The sequence below is a fragment of the Streptomyces sp. NPDC002870 genome (genome assembly GCF_042888505.1).
Lineage (GTDB): Bacteria > Actinomycetota > Actinomycetes > Streptomycetales > Streptomycetaceae > Streptomyces.
In genome coordinates this window covers 1-14,231 of sequence record NZ_JBIAPW010000052.1, presented here as the reverse complement: position 1 = coordinate 14,231, position 14,231 = coordinate 1, and the positions used below count along the sequence as shown (strand labels likewise).

Sequence of the window (14,231 nt, the reverse complement as noted above, 5' to 3'; positions counted from 1 at the left end):
CAATCGGCTCAGAGCAGGGTGGCGGTGAAGGCGGCCCAGGTGGAGGGGGCGAGGGAGAGCATGGGGCCGTCGGGGTTCTTGGAGTCCCGGACGTGGACGGCGGCGGGGTGGGTGGCGACCTCGACGCAGGCGCCGCCTTCGTCACTGCTGTACGTGGACTTGCGCCAGTCGTACGCGACTTCGATGCAGTCGCCGCCCTGCTCGGTGCTGTAGCTGGACTTGAACCACTCAAGTGCGCCGTTCATAGCTCTCCTAGCAGCCGGTCCAACAGGCCCTTCGTCTCCTCGGGGTTGAGGGCCTGTGTCCGCAGCATCGCATACTTGCGCGCGAGGATGCTGACCTCGTCTGGATCAGAGACGAACTGGCTTCCGCGCTGCGTCTCGGCGTAAGCGAGATGCTGGTGGTCCGGTGTTTCCAGCAGGATGAACGGCCCGGAGAGGCCTGCGTGTCTCGTTCGTCTGAACGGCATGATCTGGAAAGCGATACCGGGGAGTTCGGCACAGGAGCGGAGGTGGCACAGCTGCTGTGCATATACGTCGGCATCGCCCAGCCGGTCCATCAGTACGGCTTGGGTTATCAGGAAACTGCACGTCGGCGGAGTCTTGCGGTGCAGAATCTCCTGGCGCTCGATCCGAGCTGTAACTCGCTCCTCCATCTCGTCCTCGCTGAGTACCGGGATCTCGTTGAGGAAGACGGCGCGTGCGTAGCCCTTGGTCTGGAGCAGGCCCGGCACAACCTGGTTCTGGTAGGAGGAGAGCGCGATGGCTCCACGCTCCTCGTCCATGTACTGCTCCGCCCATACCGGAAACCGATCGATCTCCGGCATGTTCTCCACCGCCGTCTGCAGCGCCTTCTTCGTATCCAGAATCTGGTCCAACGCCTCCGCAAGGTCCGGCTTCAGCGGTCGCCTGCCCTGTTCGATCGAGGCGATCGTCTCCTCGTGGAGTCCGACCAGGCTGCCCAGCGCGCGCTGGGTGAGTTGGGCGAACTCCCGGAACATGGCCAACTGCGCGCCCACGAGCTTCATCGCCGACGCGTTCTTCCGCTGCCGCTTTCTGGGGTGCATGCCCGTCCAACTCCCCACCCGTATCAGTACGTCACGCACTGCGTGCCCGTACGGATTTCTTGTACGGGTTCGCGTACTGCACTACCGTAGTCACTGGGAGTGACGCTCGTCTCATGGATGACGTCATTCAACAACCCTGTCTGCGTGAGCAGTTCTACCGTCGCGAGCTGCGATCCGTGCCCGCTGCCAGGAAGTTCGCACGCACCGCCGTGACCGACTGGGGCCTCGGTGCCCGTATCGACGACGTACTGCTCTGCGTGAGCGAGCTCGCCACCAACGCCCTTGTGCACGGTGTGCCACCGGGGCGCGGCTACCGGCTGCGGCTGTGGCTGTACGGGGACGGGCTGCTCCGTATCGAGGTGCACGACAGCGGCGACGGGCAGCCCGGGGTGCGGGAGCCGGACGGGGAGTCGGGGCGGGGGTTGTTGCTCGTGGCCGCGCTCGCGGACAAGTGGGGGGTCGGGGAGCGGGATCCGGGCAAGATCGTGTGGTGCGAGTTCGCCGTCAGCTCCGGGCCCTGAGCAGATCGGCAATACGGGACAGGCCGTCGGCCTCGTACCCCTCTGTCATCGCGCGGTCCAGGATCGCCTGGAACGGTTCGAAGAGGTCGGCTCTGACGCCCTGGTCGCGGAAGGCGGCAAGGAAGTTGGGGAACGCCGCGTGGTTGACCGCGATGCTGGACACGTCCGTGAGGTGCCGGCCCGAATCGATGGCCTCGGCCCACTCGGGCGCGCCCGCGAGCATCGCGCCGATCCAGGGGACCAGGAGTTCGGAGAACTCGGTGGCCGGGATGTTCTCCGTACGTACGAGGGCGAAGGCCTGCATGACGCCGAGGACCATGCCGTACATCCCGGTCAGCAGCGCCAGGTCGTGCAGGGCCGCGAGGCCCGGGTCGGTGCCGGTCCACTTGGTGTCGCCGACGGCGGCGAGGGTGGAGCGGTGGGTCTCGTAGGCCTGCTCGTCGCCGCTGTAGAGGACATACGCGTGCGGGCCCGCGATCATCTGCGGTACGGCCATGATGCCGCCGTCGATGTAGTGCGCGCCATGCTCGGCGGCCCAGTCGGCCAGGTCGCGGGCCTGGGCGGGGGTGCCGTTGGTGAGGTTGACCAGCGTCTTGCCGACAACGGCCTCGGCGTCGGCGTCGGGGAGGGTGGCGAACAGCTCCCTGACGTTGTCGTTCGTCAGCAGGCAGAAGACGACGAGCGGGCTCTCGGCCACCGCCTCGGCGGCGGTCTTCGCGGGGAGCGCGCCCTGGGCGACCAGCGGGCCGGTCTTGGCGGGGGAGCGGTTCCAGACGGTGACGGGGTGCCCGGCCTTCAGGAAGGCGGCGGCGAGGGCCGAGCCCATCATTCCGAGGCCGAGCACGGATACGGGGGGCTTGTTCGCGGGCATGACTGGGGCTCCTCCGGAAGGAAGGGAACGGGAAGGAAAGCAAAGGAACAGGGAATGCGGTGCGGGATCGCTTCCGATCCTTGCCGGGCGGCGAAAAGGGAACAAGTACCGACTAATAAGTCAGGTACTCACCATCCGGTCAGTAATGGATCTGGTAGGTGCTGTGGTGATCTCCGGCTGGGCGGCGCACTCTGGAAGAAGTACCTCTGGAGGTGATCCGCCATGAAGACGCTCGTCGGATGGCACATCGAGATGGAGTTCCAGGAGGACGGCGACCGGACGAAGTCGGCCGCCATGGTGAGGCTCGGTGACGGCACGGAAATGCGCGGGCACGGCAATGCCCAACGCCACCATTCCGACCCGGAGCAGCTGAGGGTCGGCGAGGAGATCTCGGGCGCACGGGCGCTCATGGACCTCGCCTCGCAACTGCTGCAGAAAGCCCACACGGAGATCGACGAAGCATCGGGCAGAACGTCGCGCCCGCTGATGTGACTGGAATGCGGTGACAGCCCCCGCCGGGGAAACCGGTGGGGGCTGTCACGTGGTGTGCGTCAGTACCTGGTGTGCGTCAGCACGTAGCGCATCAGTACGTGAGCGCGTCGGACATGCTGCTCTGCCAGTAGCTGGCGGCCACGGTGGTGTCGATGTACGTGTTCGGGGGGAGGGCGAGCACGTGGGAGTTGCCTATAGAGCCTTCGCCGGAGCTCGGGGCGAAGAGGACGGCGAGCTTCTTCGCCGTACCCCCGTCCTGGCCGCTGCCGTCGGCGGCGGCCAGGAGGATCGACGCGTACCCGGACTGCCTGGGAGCGAGCGTGACGACTGCCTGCGGCTGGCTCTCCTTCATGATCGGGGTGACGGACTGGGCCTCGTCGAAGCGGAGGAGCGGGGCGTGGTAGGCGTTGCACGCCTTGGAGCCGGTGTTGGTGACGGTGAGCAGCAGATGGTTCAGGGGGCGGCTCACCTTGGTGACGGTGACCTTGGTGTTCGCGTCGGTGCAGGCGGTGGTGACGGGGCCGGTGCCATCGCCGGTCTTTCCATTGCCCTTGGGGGTGGACTCGGTGCCCGCCGTGGCCTTATTGGTCGTGTCCGCGGCCGGGGTCTCGGCGTCGGTCGTGGGCCCGGTCTTGCCGGCCGTGGGAGCGCTCGTGGACGAGGCCGACGCGCTGGGCTTCTTCCCGTCGTCGTGGGTGGGCTGACACGCGGTCAGTGAAAGGGCGGCCAGCAGAGCGGTGGCGGCTACGGCGGTGTTGCGCATGTTCGGTTCTCCCCGTGTGGACGGTCTGTGGGTCAGCCGTCGGTCAGTAGTGGCAGATGAGAGCCGTGAGGATCGCGGTCGCCGCGATCAGTACGAGTACCGCCACGGCGTCAATGAGGCTGTCGCGGATCCGGCTTCGCATTGATCACAGGCTGGGCCGCGGCGGATTCCGGCCGCAACAGGCCCTGAACCATTGGGGATGCTGGAATGCTGTCGCGTACTGTGACCTGGGCGGATTTCACGTCCCTGGAACGGCGTTCCGGGACAGTCGGCAGGGTTCACAGGGGGGAACACAGCAGTGGCGACGCCAGAGGCCGAGGAGTTCGCGGCTCTGCTCCGGGAGCTCAAGGACCGCTCCGGACGCAGCTACGGCGTGCTGGCGGGCAAGCTCCATGTCAGTACGTCCACGCTGCACCGGTACTGCAACGGCGACGCCGTCCCGACCGAGTACGCCCCCGTGGAACGGCTGGCCCGGTTGTGCGGGGCCACGCCCGAGGAACTGGTCGAGATCCATCGGCGGTGGATCCTCGCGGACGCGGCGCGGAAGCGTGGGCGTGCGGAGGTGCCGCAGGAGGAGCCGCAGGAGGTGCTGCAAGGGGCGCCGCAGGAGGAGTCGCCGGATGTGGCGGGCGAGGACCCCGCGCCCGACGCTCCGGCCCCCGCCCCTGCTCGCGGACCGAAGCCCGGCCGGCGGCGCGTCGCCATCGCCGCGGCAGCCGTCGTGGCCCTCGCCACCGTGGCCGTCTCCGCCGCCTTCGTCAACGGCTCGGGGAGCGACGGCGGAAAGCGGACTGGCTCCGCGGGAGCGGTGAAGCCGTCCGCGTCGGCGTCCGCGTCCGCCTCCGTCTCGGCTTCCAGGTCCGCATCTGCGTCCGCCTCGGCGAGCGGCCCGAGCGCGTCCCCGAGCGCGAGCCGGACCGCGAGTACACCGGCCGAGAACGAGCGCCCGCCGCTGACCGTCGACGTACGGCCGTACACCTGGCTCGATCCGTGCAGCCAGAACTATGTCGTGGACCGGCCGCCCGGCCAGGTCCCGCCGCCGCCCTCCGAGCAGGGCGCGCGCGGCTGGGTCACCGCGCTCGGCGGAGTCCCGGCCGGTGATGTGCTGATCGACCTGTCCGCGCAGAGCACCGGCAAGGACACCGTGCTGCTCCAGGCCCTGCACGTACGGGTCGTGGAGACGTCGGAGCCGCTGAAGTGGAACGCGTACGGCATGGGCGTCGGCTGCGGCGGCGAAGTGCGGCCGCAGAGCCAGGACATCAACCTCGACGCCGCCCGCCCGCGACCCGTACCGGTCGCGGGCGTGCAGGGTGACAAGACGATTCCGGCCACCGACTTCCCGTATAAGGTCGCCACCGGCGACCCCCAGGTGCTCAAGGTGACGGCGCACACCAACAACCGGCATGTCCGCTGGTACCTGGAGCTGGAGTGGAGCAGCGGGGACCGGAGCGGGACCCTGCGCATCGACGACCGCGGGCAGCCGTTCGCGACCAGTGCGCTCACCCGGCGGCCCGCTTACGACTACCCGCTGGGTGGCAGCGACTGGATTCCGCGGGCCGCCGACGGCGACTGAGCGGACCGGTCAGAGGCGCTCGGGCGTCCGGATGCCGAGGAGCGCCATGCCCTGGTGGAGCGTGCGGGCGGTGATGTCGCAGAGGAAGAGGCGGTTCTCGATCTGCGCCGGGGTCTCGGCCTTCAGGACCGGGCACTGGTCGTAAAACGTCGTGTAGTGCGATGCCAGCTGATACAGGTACGCCGCCAGCTTGTGCGGCTCGTACGACGACGCCACCTCGGCCAGCGCCTCGCCGAATTGGTCCAGGTGCAGGCCCAACGCGCGCTCCGCCGCGGCCAGTTCGAGCTCCGGGTGGGCGGCCGGCTTGCGGTCGCCCGCCTTCCGGAGGATCGACTGGATACGGGCGTACGCGTACTGGAGGTACACGGACGTGTCGCCGTTGAGCGAGACCATCTGGTCCAGGTCGAACTTGTAGTCCCGCGCCGCCGACGTCGACAGGTCGGCGTACTTGATCGCGCCGATGCCGACCTGAACGCCCCGCTCGGCGATCTCCTCCTCGGTCAGCTCGTTCCTGGTGTCCTTCTCGCGTACGACCGCCGTCGCCCGCTCGATCGCCTCGTCCAGCAGGTCCACCAGCCGCACCGTCTCGCCCTCACGGGTCTTGAACGGCTTGCCGTCCTTGCCGAGCACCGTGCCGAACGCCAGCTGGACGGCCTTCACCTCGTCGTTCAGCCAGCCCGCCCGGCGCGCGGTCTCGAAGACCATCTTGAAGTGCAGGGACTGCCGGGCGTCCACGACGTAGATGAGCGTGTTCGCCTTGAGGTTCTGCACCCGGTCGCGGATGGCGGAGAGGTCGGTGGCCGCATAGCCGTAGCCGCCGTTGCTCTTCTTGACGATGAGCGGGGTGGGGTTGCCGTCCGGGCCCTTCACGTCGTCGAAGAAGACGCACAGCGCACCCTCCGAGCGGACCGCCACGCCGGACTCCTCCAGGAGGCGACAGGTCTCGTCGAGCATGTCGTTGTAGCCGGACTCGCCGACGATGTCGGGGTCGCGGATCTCCATGTCGAGCTTGTTGAAGACCGAGTAGAAGTAGATCTTCGACTCGTCGACGAAGCGCTGCCAGTGGGCGCGCGTCTCCGGGTCCCCGGCCTGCAGGGCCACCACCCGGTCGCGGGCCCGGCCCTTGAACTCCTCGTCGGAGTCGAAGAGCGCGCGGGAGGCCTTGTAGATGCGGTCCAGGGACGACATGGCCTCCTCGCCGGAGACCTCCGCGACGCCCTCGTGGTCCAGCTCGTGCGGATGCTCGATGAGGTACTGGATGAGCATGCCGTACTGGGTGCCCCAGTCGCCGATGTGGTGGCGCCGGATCACCGTCTCGCCCGTGAACTCCAGGATCTGCACCATCGCGTCGCCGATCACCGCGGAGCGGAGGTGGCCGACGTGCATCTCCTTGGCCACGTTCGGCTGGGCGTAGTCGACGACCGTCGTGCCCGCGTTCTCGGCGAACGGGACGCCCAGCCGGTCGTCGGCGGTGCGGGCGGCCAGCGTCTCGGTGATCGCCTTGTCCGTGATCGTGATGTTCAGGAAGCCGGGGCCCGAGACCTCGATGTCCTTCAGTACGTCATTGGCCCCGATCCCCTCGACGACCTTGGTCGCCAGCTCGCGCGGATTGCCCTTCAGCTTCTTGGCGAGGGCCAGGATGCCGTTGGCCTGGAAATCGGCCCGATCGCTTCGGCGCAGTAGCGGGTCGGCGGAGCCGGCCTCCGGCAGAACTGCCGAGAGGGCGTCCGCGAGGCGCTGCTGCACGGTCGAAGCGAGGGAAGGGACCGAGGCCATGAGCTTCCGTTCCTGTCGAGGGTGTCGTGGGGTGTCTGGACGGTTGTCAAGTATCCCATGGAGACACAAGCCATTTCCCGCGAGAATGGCGGCGGAGCGGGCAACCTCGGAGGGGTGCCTCCCGTCTGGGAGAATGGTTTACATCCCAAGCAACGGAACCAGGCAACGGAACCAGGCGACCGCCCCAAGCGACCGCCCAAGCAACCGAACCAAGCGACCGAACCAACCCGGGTAACCCGAGTACCCGCGTAACCCGAGCATCAAGGACGAGGACGTGCCGATCGTGGCTCAGAGCAGCACCGAGACCGACTGGGTCTCCCGTTTCGCGGACGAGGTAATCGCCGAGTCGGAGCGACGTGCGCCTGGCAAACCTGTGGTCGTCGCGTCCGGTCTGTCGCCCTCCGGCCCGATCCACCTGGGCAACCTGCGTGAGGTGATGACCCCGCACCTGGTCGCCGACGAGGTCCGGCGGCGTGGGTACGAGGTCCGGCATCTGATCTCCTGGGACGACTACGACCGGTACCGCAAGGTGCCGGCCGGCGTGCCCGGTGTGGACGACACGTGGGCCGAGCACATCGGCAAGCCGCTGACCTCGGTGCCCGCTCCCGAGGGTTCGGCGTACCCGAACTGGGCCGAGCACTTCAAGGCCTCGATGATCGAGTCGCTGGCCGAACTCGGCGTGGAGTACGACGGCATCAGCCAGACCGAGCAGTACACGGCGGGTGTGTACCGCGAGCAGATCCTGCACGCGATGAGGAACCGGTCGAAGATCGACGCGATCCTCGACCAGTACCGGACCAAGAAGGCTCCCGCGAAGAAGTCGCAGAAGCCGCTGGACGAGGCGGAGCTGGAGGCGGCGGAGGGTTCCGGCGCGGCCGCCGAGGACGACGGCAGCGGGGGCACGGGGGGCTACTTCCCGTACAAGCCCTACTGCGGGCAGTGCGGGAAGGACCTCGCGGTCGTCACGTCGTACGACGACGAGACGACCGAGCTGACGTACACCTGCTCGGAGTGCGGCTTCGGGGAGACGGTGCGGCTGAGCGAGTTCAACCGCGGCAAGCTGGTCTGGAAGGTCGACTGGCCGATGCGCTGGGCGTACGAGGGCGTGATCTTCGAGCCGAGTGGCGTCGACCACTCGTCGCCGGGGTCGTCGTTCGTCGTCGGCGGGCAGATCGTGCGGGAGATCTTCGACGGTGTGCAGCCGATCGGCCCGATGTACGCGTTCGTGGGGATCAGCGGCATGGCGAAGATGTCGTCCTCGCGCGGCGGCGTGCCGACGCCGGCCGACGCGCTGAAGATCATGGAGCCGCAGCTGCTGCGCTGGCTGTACGCGCGGCGGCGGCCCAACCAGTCCTTCAAGATCGCCTTCGACCAGGAGATCCAGCGGCTCTACGACGAGTGGGACAAGCTGGACGCCAAGGTCGCGGAGGGGACGGCGCTGCCCGCGGACGCCGCCGCGCACTCGCGGGCGGCGCGTACCGCCGCGGGTGAGCTGCCGCGTACGCCGCGCCCGCTGCCGTACCGCACGCTCGCCTCGGTCGTCGACATCACGGCGGGCCACGACGAGCAGACGATCCGCATCCTGAGCGACCTGGACCCGGCGAACCCGCTGTCCTCGCTGGACGAGGCCCGGCCCCGGCTGGACCGCGCCGAGAACTGGATCAGCACCCAGGTCCCGGCCGACCAGCGCACCCTGGTGCGCGAGGAGCCGGACACGGAGCTGCTCGGTTCGCTGGACGACCAGGGGCGCGAGTCGCTGCGGCTGCTACTCGAGGGGCTGGACACGCACTGGTCCCTGGACGGTCTGACGACGCTGGTCTACGGCGTGCCGAAGGTGATGGCGGGCCTGGAGCCGGACGCCAAGCCGACGCCGGAGCTGAAGGTCGCGCAGCGGTCGTTCTTCGCGGTGCTGTACCACCTGCTGGTGGGCAAGGACACGGGGCCGCGGCTGCCGACGCTGCTGCTGGCGGTGGGGGCGGACCGGGTGCGGAAGCTTCTGGGGGCGTAGGGCACGCCTGCGGCGGGCCTGTTCCCCTACCCGCCCCTTCCCGAACTGGGGGCAAGCCACCAGACCCGCCCCCTGCGCCCTGTGGGCGTGGGGGGACCCCCAGTACGCCCTTCGGGCGTTGTCCTCAATCGCCGGACGGGCTTGAGTTTCCGCCCGTCCGGCGGAAACTCAAGCCTCGCCGGCGTTTGAGGCGCGGGGTGCGGGGCGGAGCCCCGACGTTCAGCCTCACCGGCGATTGAGGCGCGGGGTCTGGGGCGGAGCCCCAGTTGCGGGAAGGGGCGTGGCCCCGGCTACGCGATGTGTTCCGCCTCGAGATCCGCCTGGTAGCGGTTCCTGAACGCCGGGATCAGCCGGCGCAGCAGCGCGGGGCTACGAGGGTGCTGAACGCCGTGGCCGTCGTTGAGGTGTATGTCGAGCTGCTCGGCGCTGGGGAAGTCCCCGTGCTGCTGCACGTACGTCCGGAAGACCGGGTACGCGAGCTCGGCGAACTCCTCGTCCTCCGCGGGGCCGGGGACGGCAGGCACCTCCAGCGCCTCGTCCACCGGCTCGGGGAAGGCCTGAGGCTCCGGCTTCCGGGTCTCCATACGGGGGCCGGGGACCATGCCGCCGAGAGGACGGGTCCGGCCCGGGCCCGCGGGGACGCGTACGGGGGTGGGCTCCAGGCCCTCGACGTACGTCGGGTTGAAGGCCGCGCTCTCGTATGCCTCCTGCGGCACCTGCGGCGCCGCGAACCAGGGGCTCTCGTAGGTGGTGGCTGAGCCGTCCTCGCCCGGCTGCTGCGGCTGCTGTGCGGCGTACTGCTCGTCCTGCGGGAGGTATTGCTGCTCGTGCGACTGCTCGTACTGCTGCTCGTACTGTTCCTGGTACTCGTCGTGCTCCTGCGGCCACTCCTGCCCGCGCGGCAGCTCAGGATGGGGCTGCGGCTGGGCCTGGACCTGCGGCCTGGGCTGCGACTCACCCCGGGACTCGCCCCGGGACCCGACCTGCGACCCGACCTGGGACTGGGGCGCCGGGGGCAGCAGCATCGGCTCGACGCCCGCCGCGGCCAGCCCTGCCGGGGCCGTCTCCGCGAGCGGTACGCCGTACTTCGCGAGCCGCAGCGGCATCAGCGACTCGATCGGGGCCTTGCGTCTCCAGCCGCGCCCGAACCGGGCCTGGAGGCGCGCCTGGTAGATCAGCCGGTCCTGCTCCAGCCTGATGACCTGCTCGTAACTGCGCAGCTCCCACAGCTTCATCCGGCGCCACAGCTTGAACGTGGGGATGGGGGACAGCAGCCAGCGGGTGAGGCGAACGCCCTCCATGTGCTTGTCCGCCGTGATGTCCGCGATGCGGCCCACCGCGTGCCGCGCGGCCTCGACCGAGACGACGAACAGCACCGGGATGACCGCGTGCATGCCGACGCCGAGCGGGTCGGGCCAGGACGCGGCGCCGTTGAAGGCGATCGTGGCGACCGTCAGCAGCCAGGCCGTCTGGCGCAGCAGCGGGAACGGGATGCGCATCCACGTCAGCAGCAGATCCAGCGCGAGCAGGACGCAGATGCCGGCGTCGATGCCGATGGGGAAGACGATGGAGAAGTCGCCGAAGCCCTTCTGCACGGCGAGCTCGCGCACGGCGGCGTACGACCCGGCGAAGCCGATCGCGGCGATGATCACCGCGCCCAGAACGACGACGCCGATGAGTATTCGGTGCGTGCGTGTCAGCTGCATCGCGGCCACCCGCGATCCCCTCCCGTTTTCGAACCCAGCGGGCACAGCCTGGCACATGCTTGCGGAGCCCGTCCCTCCGGGCGTGCGTCGAAAGGATTACGGGCTCCGTCAACAGGCAGTGGCCGGGACTTACTTGAGGCCGTGGCCGGAACTTACTTGTTGGCGACGCCGACCGAGGCCACGGCCTCCTTGGCGGCAGCCATCGCGCTCTCCAGCAGGTCGGCGGCGTCCGGGGACTTCGCGCCCGCGTAGCCGGTGCCGTTGTAGGTGAGCGTGATCACGACGTTGTCCGTACGCGCCACGATCGTGGCGTAGGAGAAGTCCTCGCCGGTCTTCTTCAGCTCGTAACGGATGGCCGTGGCCGCCTCGCCGACACTCTTCGCGGGCGAAGTCCGGACATTCTTCGCGCCCTCGGCGGCCTGCGCCTTGGCGATCTCCTTGGCGTAGTTGTTCTCGGCGCGCTTCTGGCCGCTGACGCCGAGGGACGTCTCGGAGTCGTACCGGAGGAAGGAGACGTCGAACCAGCGGTACTGCGAGCCCTTCACGCCGTTGTCGTCCAGGCCGTTCCAGGAGCAGCTGCCGCGGCTGGTGATATCGCTGGACTTGCCCGAAGTGCCCGCCTTGTTCTTCGCCGCCGGGACCAGCTTCTCGATCGTCTTCGTGGAGACCGACTTGCAGGGGCTGGGCAGCTTGGCGTACTTGGCGGGCGCGACGGTCGCGGGCTTCTGCCCGCCCTGCTGGTCCTGGGAGGCGGCGGAGGAGGACGAGCCCGAGCCCTTGTCGGCGTCGGAGCCGGAGCCGGAGTCCGAGGAGCAGCCGGCGACGACGAGCATCACCGGGACGGCTGCGCAGGCGAGTATGCGGGTGAGTCGCGGGGCTGAACGCTGCATGGTTCCTTCAGTGGATCGGTTGTCGTGTCGTGCGGGTCGGTCCGTCTGGCCGTCCGGCCGACTGTCCGTCCGTCCGGTCGGCGAGGCCACGGTACGCGGACATGGCGCGTCCGCGGGTGTGTCCGCGGATACGTGCGCCACTGGCCGGCCGGTCCGAGAGGGCGGTCAGCCGCTGAACTCCTCGGCGAGTTTGCCGGCCAGACTCTGTGCCTTGTCCTGCAGTTCCTTGCTGTCCGGGACCTCTGTCGTACGGGCGGGCTGCGCGCCGTAGACGATGGTCACGATGACGTTCGATGTGCGGAAGACCACGCTCACTGTGCGGCGCTGAGCGGTGGATCCGGCACCCGCTCCGGTGAGGACGTCGTCGATGAAGGCGGTGTCGCCGAGGCCGTCGAGGACGCGGGGTTCGAGACCGTCGGGGGTGCCGGAGGGGGTGCCGGAGGGAGTGCCCGTCGGCGTCGCGTTCCCCGTCGGGGTGGGTGTCGGCTTCGGCGTCGTGGACGGCGACCGGGGCTGCGATTGGGGCCGGGACTGGGTCTGTGTCTGGGACTGGGTCTGTGTCTGGGGCAGGGAGGGCGAGGAGCCGGCGGACGTGGCTTCCTGGCCCTTCTCGTCGCGGGGGTCGGCGGGGACCGGCAGCGCGGCCGCGGCCTGCTTCTTGGCGAAGACCTCCTGCGCCCGGTCGTCGTCACTCACGGCTGTGTCGTACGAGACGACCCGTTCGAAGTCGACGCTGAGACTGTGGGAGGCGTCCGCGGAGTCGGCCTTCCAGCCGCAGCCGACGCGGCGGTCGGTGTCGTAGGTGACGACGGCTGTGCCGCGGAAGATCCTCTGCTGCTGTTCCTCGGGCAGTTCGGCGGCTCCGGGCAGCAGGTCCATGAGGGTGGCGTGCTCGATGGAACCGCAGGGCTCGCGGAGCGTGCGGTACTTGCCGGGGGCAGCGACGGAGGACTTGGGACCGCCGGCCTTGGAGTCGATGGCGGAGCTGTCGGTGCCGGTGCCGGCGGTGCAGCCGGCGACGAGCGCCGCGAGGAGCGCCGCGAGGCCGGGTACGTACGCCTTTCGTTGCACGGTCCCAGGCTCCCTTCGAGAGGAAAAACGGTTGCCGCCCGACAGCGGCCGATGGACACAATGTCTATCGCACGCGCAGCAGTGGATGCCGGTCCGTTGAGTCTTTTACGGACCTTCGGGCAGGTTTTGCGCTTTGTGACTTTTATGGGCTTTCGGGGGAATCGAGGAAGTATGTCGTACGTAGAGATACCGGGTGCCAAGGTCCCGATCCGGATGTGGGCAGACCCCGCGACGGTCGAGGGCGGCGCCATGCAGCAGCTGCAGAACGTCGCCACCCTGCCGTGGATCAAGGGCCTCGCCGTGATGCCGGACGTCCACTACGGCAAGGGCGCGACGGTCGGCTCGGTGATCGCGATGCACGGGGCGGTCTGCCCGGCGGCCGTCGGCGTCGACATCGGCTGTGGCATGTCCGCGGTGAAGACCTCGCTGACCGCGAATGACCTGCCGGGTGACCTTTCCCGGCTCCGCTCGAAGATCGAGCAGGCGATTCCGGTCGGCCGGGGGATGCACGACGATCCGGTGGACCCGGGTCGACTGCACGGTTTTCCGACGGCGGGGTGGGGCGACTTCTGGAGCCGGTTCGACGGGGTGGCCGATGCGGTCAAGTTCCGTCAGGAGCGGGCGACGAAGCAGATGGGTTCGCTCGGAAGCGGAAATCACTTCATTGAGTTCTGCCTGGACGAGTCGGGATCGGTCTGGCTGATGCTGCACTCCGGATCCCGGAACATCGGCAAGGAGCTCGCCGAGTACCACATCGGCGAGGCCCAGAAGCTGCCGCACAACCAGGGTCTGATCGACCGTGACCTGGCGGTCTTCATCGCGGACACGCCGCAGATGGCGGCGTACCGTAACGACCTCTTCTGGGCGCAGGAGTACGCGAAGTACAACCGCGCGATCATGATGGGACTCTTCCAGGACGTGGTCCGCAAGGAGTTCAAGAAGGCGAAGGTGACCTTCGAGCCGGTCATCTCCTGCCACCACAACTACGTGGCGGAGGAGCGGTACGAGGGGATGGACCTGCTGGTTACCCGTAAGGGCGCGATCCGGGCGGGCAGCGGGGACTTCGGCATCATCCCGGGCTCGATGGGCACCGGCTCGTACATCGTCCGCGGTCTGGGGAACGAGAAGTCGTTCAACTCGGCTTCGCACGGGGCGGGTCGGAAGATGAGCCGGAATGCTGCGAAGCGGCGGTTCTCGACGCGGGACCTGGAGGAGCAGACGCGGGGTGTGGAGTGCCGTAAGGACTCCGGCGTCGTGGATGAGATCCCGGGTGCGTACAAGCCGATCGAGAAGGTCATCGACCAGCAGCGGGACCTGGTGCAGGTCGTCGCGAAGCTCAAGCAGGTCGTGTGCGTGAAGGGCTGAGGTCCGGCACAACACGTGATCGACAGACCCCGGACTAGTAGTGCTTCGTTAGGTCGGGGGCTGTCTTCTTCTGCTGGGTGTGGTGGGTAGGGCGCGTCCGCAGGTGGTGCAGGTTCCGGCCCAGCACCG

Annotated in this window: 13 protein-coding genes; 5 read left to right on the top strand and 8 right to left on the bottom strand. The window is 68.7% G+C overall.

Translation table 11 applies throughout. The features are described 5' to 3' along the window. Positions 1-8 precede the first annotated feature (8 nt). Both ACFYWY_RS36155 and ACFYWY_RS36150 read right to left on the bottom strand, forming a co-directional pair. A complete protein-coding gene (locus tag ACFYWY_RS36155; protein ID WP_389195097.1) occupies positions 9-245 on the bottom strand; it encodes a DUF397 domain-containing protein in 237 nt (78 codons plus the stop codon). Then, positions 242-1,066 (bottom strand): helix-turn-helix domain-containing protein, encoded by an 825-nt coding sequence (locus tag ACFYWY_RS36150; RefSeq protein ID WP_389195094.1) that lies wholly within the window; start codon positions 1,064-1,066, stop codon positions 242-244. Before ACFYWY_RS36150 ends, ACFYWY_RS36155 begins: the two co-directional genes overlap by 4 nt. A gap of 113 nt (positions 1,067-1,179) precedes the next feature. Here ACFYWY_RS36150 and ACFYWY_RS36145 point away from each other — a divergent pair, with 113 nt between their 5' ends. After that, complete coding sequence (locus ACFYWY_RS36145; protein ID WP_389195091.1) at positions 1,180-1,587, top strand: ATP-binding protein; 408 nt, start codon at positions 1,180-1,182, stop codon at positions 1,585-1,587. Here the strand turns inward: ACFYWY_RS36145 and ACFYWY_RS36140 are convergent. Continuing rightward, positions 1,571-2,458, bottom strand: a complete 888-nt coding sequence (locus ACFYWY_RS36140; RefSeq protein ID WP_389195089.1) for an NAD(P)-dependent oxidoreductase — start codon at positions 2,456-2,458, stop codon at positions 1,571-1,573. The two genes, ACFYWY_RS36145 and ACFYWY_RS36140, sit on opposite strands and share 17 nt — an antisense overlap. Positions 2,459-2,680: 222 nt before the next feature. Between ACFYWY_RS36140 and ACFYWY_RS36135 the strand changes: the two genes are divergently transcribed. Next, positions 2,681-2,950 (top strand): DUF1876 domain-containing protein, encoded by a 270-nt coding sequence (locus ACFYWY_RS36135; protein ID WP_389195086.1) that lies wholly within the window; start codon positions 2,681-2,683, stop codon positions 2,948-2,950. 91 nt (positions 2,951-3,041) lie between these two features. Here the strand turns inward: ACFYWY_RS36135 and ACFYWY_RS36130 are convergent, their stop codons facing one another. Then, a complete protein-coding gene (locus ACFYWY_RS36130) occupies positions 3,042-3,713 on the bottom strand; it encodes a DUF4232 domain-containing protein (protein ID WP_389195084.1) in 672 nt (223 codons plus the stop codon). Between the two features lie 298 nt (positions 3,714-4,011). Here ACFYWY_RS36130 and ACFYWY_RS36125 point away from each other — a divergent pair, with 298 nt between their 5' ends. Then, positions 4,012-5,286, top strand: a complete 1,275-nt coding sequence (locus ACFYWY_RS36125) for a helix-turn-helix domain-containing protein (protein WP_389195081.1) — start codon at positions 4,012-4,014, stop codon at positions 5,284-5,286. Between the two features lie 9 nt (positions 5,287-5,295). On the opposite strand, the gene argS is transcribed toward ACFYWY_RS36125, so the two are convergent. Beyond that, positions 5,296-7,062 (bottom strand): arginine--tRNA ligase, encoded by a 1,767-nt coding sequence (argS, locus tag ACFYWY_RS36120; RefSeq protein WP_389195079.1) that lies wholly within the window; start codon positions 7,060-7,062, stop codon positions 5,296-5,298. Positions 7,063-7,336: 274 nt separating this feature from the next. On the opposite strand from argS, the gene lysS reads away from it, so the two are divergent. After that, on the top strand, positions 7,337-9,070 hold the full coding sequence (lysS, locus tag ACFYWY_RS36115; RefSeq protein WP_389195076.1) for a lysine--tRNA ligase: 1,734 nt from the start codon (positions 7,337-7,339) through the stop codon (positions 9,068-9,070). A 290-nt stretch (positions 9,071-9,360) separates the two neighbouring features. Here the strand turns inward: lysS and ACFYWY_RS36110 are convergent, their stop codons facing one another. The 3 genes from ACFYWY_RS36110 to ACFYWY_RS36100 form a co-directional block, all read right to left on the bottom strand. Then, a complete protein-coding gene (locus ACFYWY_RS36110; protein WP_389195074.1) occupies positions 9,361-10,785 on the bottom strand; it encodes a DUF2637 domain-containing protein in 1,425 nt (474 codons plus the stop codon). A 143-nt stretch (positions 10,786-10,928) separates the two neighbouring features. Then, positions 10,929-11,666, bottom strand: a complete 738-nt coding sequence (locus ACFYWY_RS36105; RefSeq protein ID WP_389195071.1) for a DUF3558 domain-containing protein — start codon at positions 11,664-11,666, stop codon at positions 10,929-10,931. Positions 11,667-11,831: 165 nt separating this feature from the next. Beyond that, entirely contained in the window at positions 11,832-12,737 is a 906-nt protein-coding gene (locus ACFYWY_RS36100) for a DUF3558 domain-containing protein (RefSeq protein ID WP_389195069.1), read from the bottom strand. Positions 12,738-12,908: 171 nt separating this feature from the next. Here ACFYWY_RS36100 and ACFYWY_RS36095 point away from each other — a divergent pair, with 171 nt between their 5' ends. Then, positions 12,909-14,102, top strand: a complete 1,194-nt coding sequence (locus ACFYWY_RS36095) for an RtcB family protein (RefSeq protein WP_389195066.1) — start codon at positions 12,909-12,911, stop codon at positions 14,100-14,102. Positions 14,103-14,231 lie beyond the last annotated feature (129 nt).

What these genes read in the sequence shown, in the direction of transcription:
- ACFYWY_RS36155 (WP_389195097.1), bottom strand. Translation starts at nt 245, where the DNA reads ATGAACGGCGCACTTGAGTGGTTCAAGTCCAGCTACAGCACCGAGCAG.
- ACFYWY_RS36150 (WP_389195094.1), bottom strand. Translation starts at nt 1,066, where the DNA reads ATGCACCCCAGAAAGCGGCAGCGGAAGAACGCGTCGGCGATGAAGCTC.
- ACFYWY_RS36145 (WP_389195091.1), top strand. Translation starts at nt 1,180, where the DNA reads ATGGATGACGTCATTCAACAACCCTGTCTGCGTGAGCAGTTCTACCGT.
- ACFYWY_RS36140 (WP_389195089.1), bottom strand. Translation starts at nt 2,458, where the DNA reads ATGCCCGCGAACAAGCCCCCCGTATCCGTGCTCGGCCTCGGAATGATG.
- ACFYWY_RS36135 (WP_389195086.1), top strand. Translation starts at nt 2,681, where the DNA reads ATGAAGACGCTCGTCGGATGGCACATCGAGATGGAGTTCCAGGAGGAC.
- ACFYWY_RS36130 (WP_389195084.1), bottom strand. Translation starts at nt 3,713, where the DNA reads ATGCGCAACACCGCCGTAGCCGCCACCGCTCTGCTGGCCGCCCTTTCA.
- argS (WP_389195079.1), bottom strand. Translation starts at nt 7,062, where the DNA reads ATGGCCTCGGTCCCTTCCCTCGCTTCGACCGTGCAGCAGCGCCTCGCG.
- ACFYWY_RS36105 (WP_389195071.1), bottom strand. Translation starts at nt 11,666, where the DNA reads ATGCAGCGTTCAGCCCCGCGACTCACCCGCATACTCGCCTGCGCAGCC.
- ACFYWY_RS36095 (WP_389195066.1), top strand. Translation starts at nt 12,909, where the DNA reads ATGTCGTACGTAGAGATACCGGGTGCCAAGGTCCCGATCCGGATGTGG.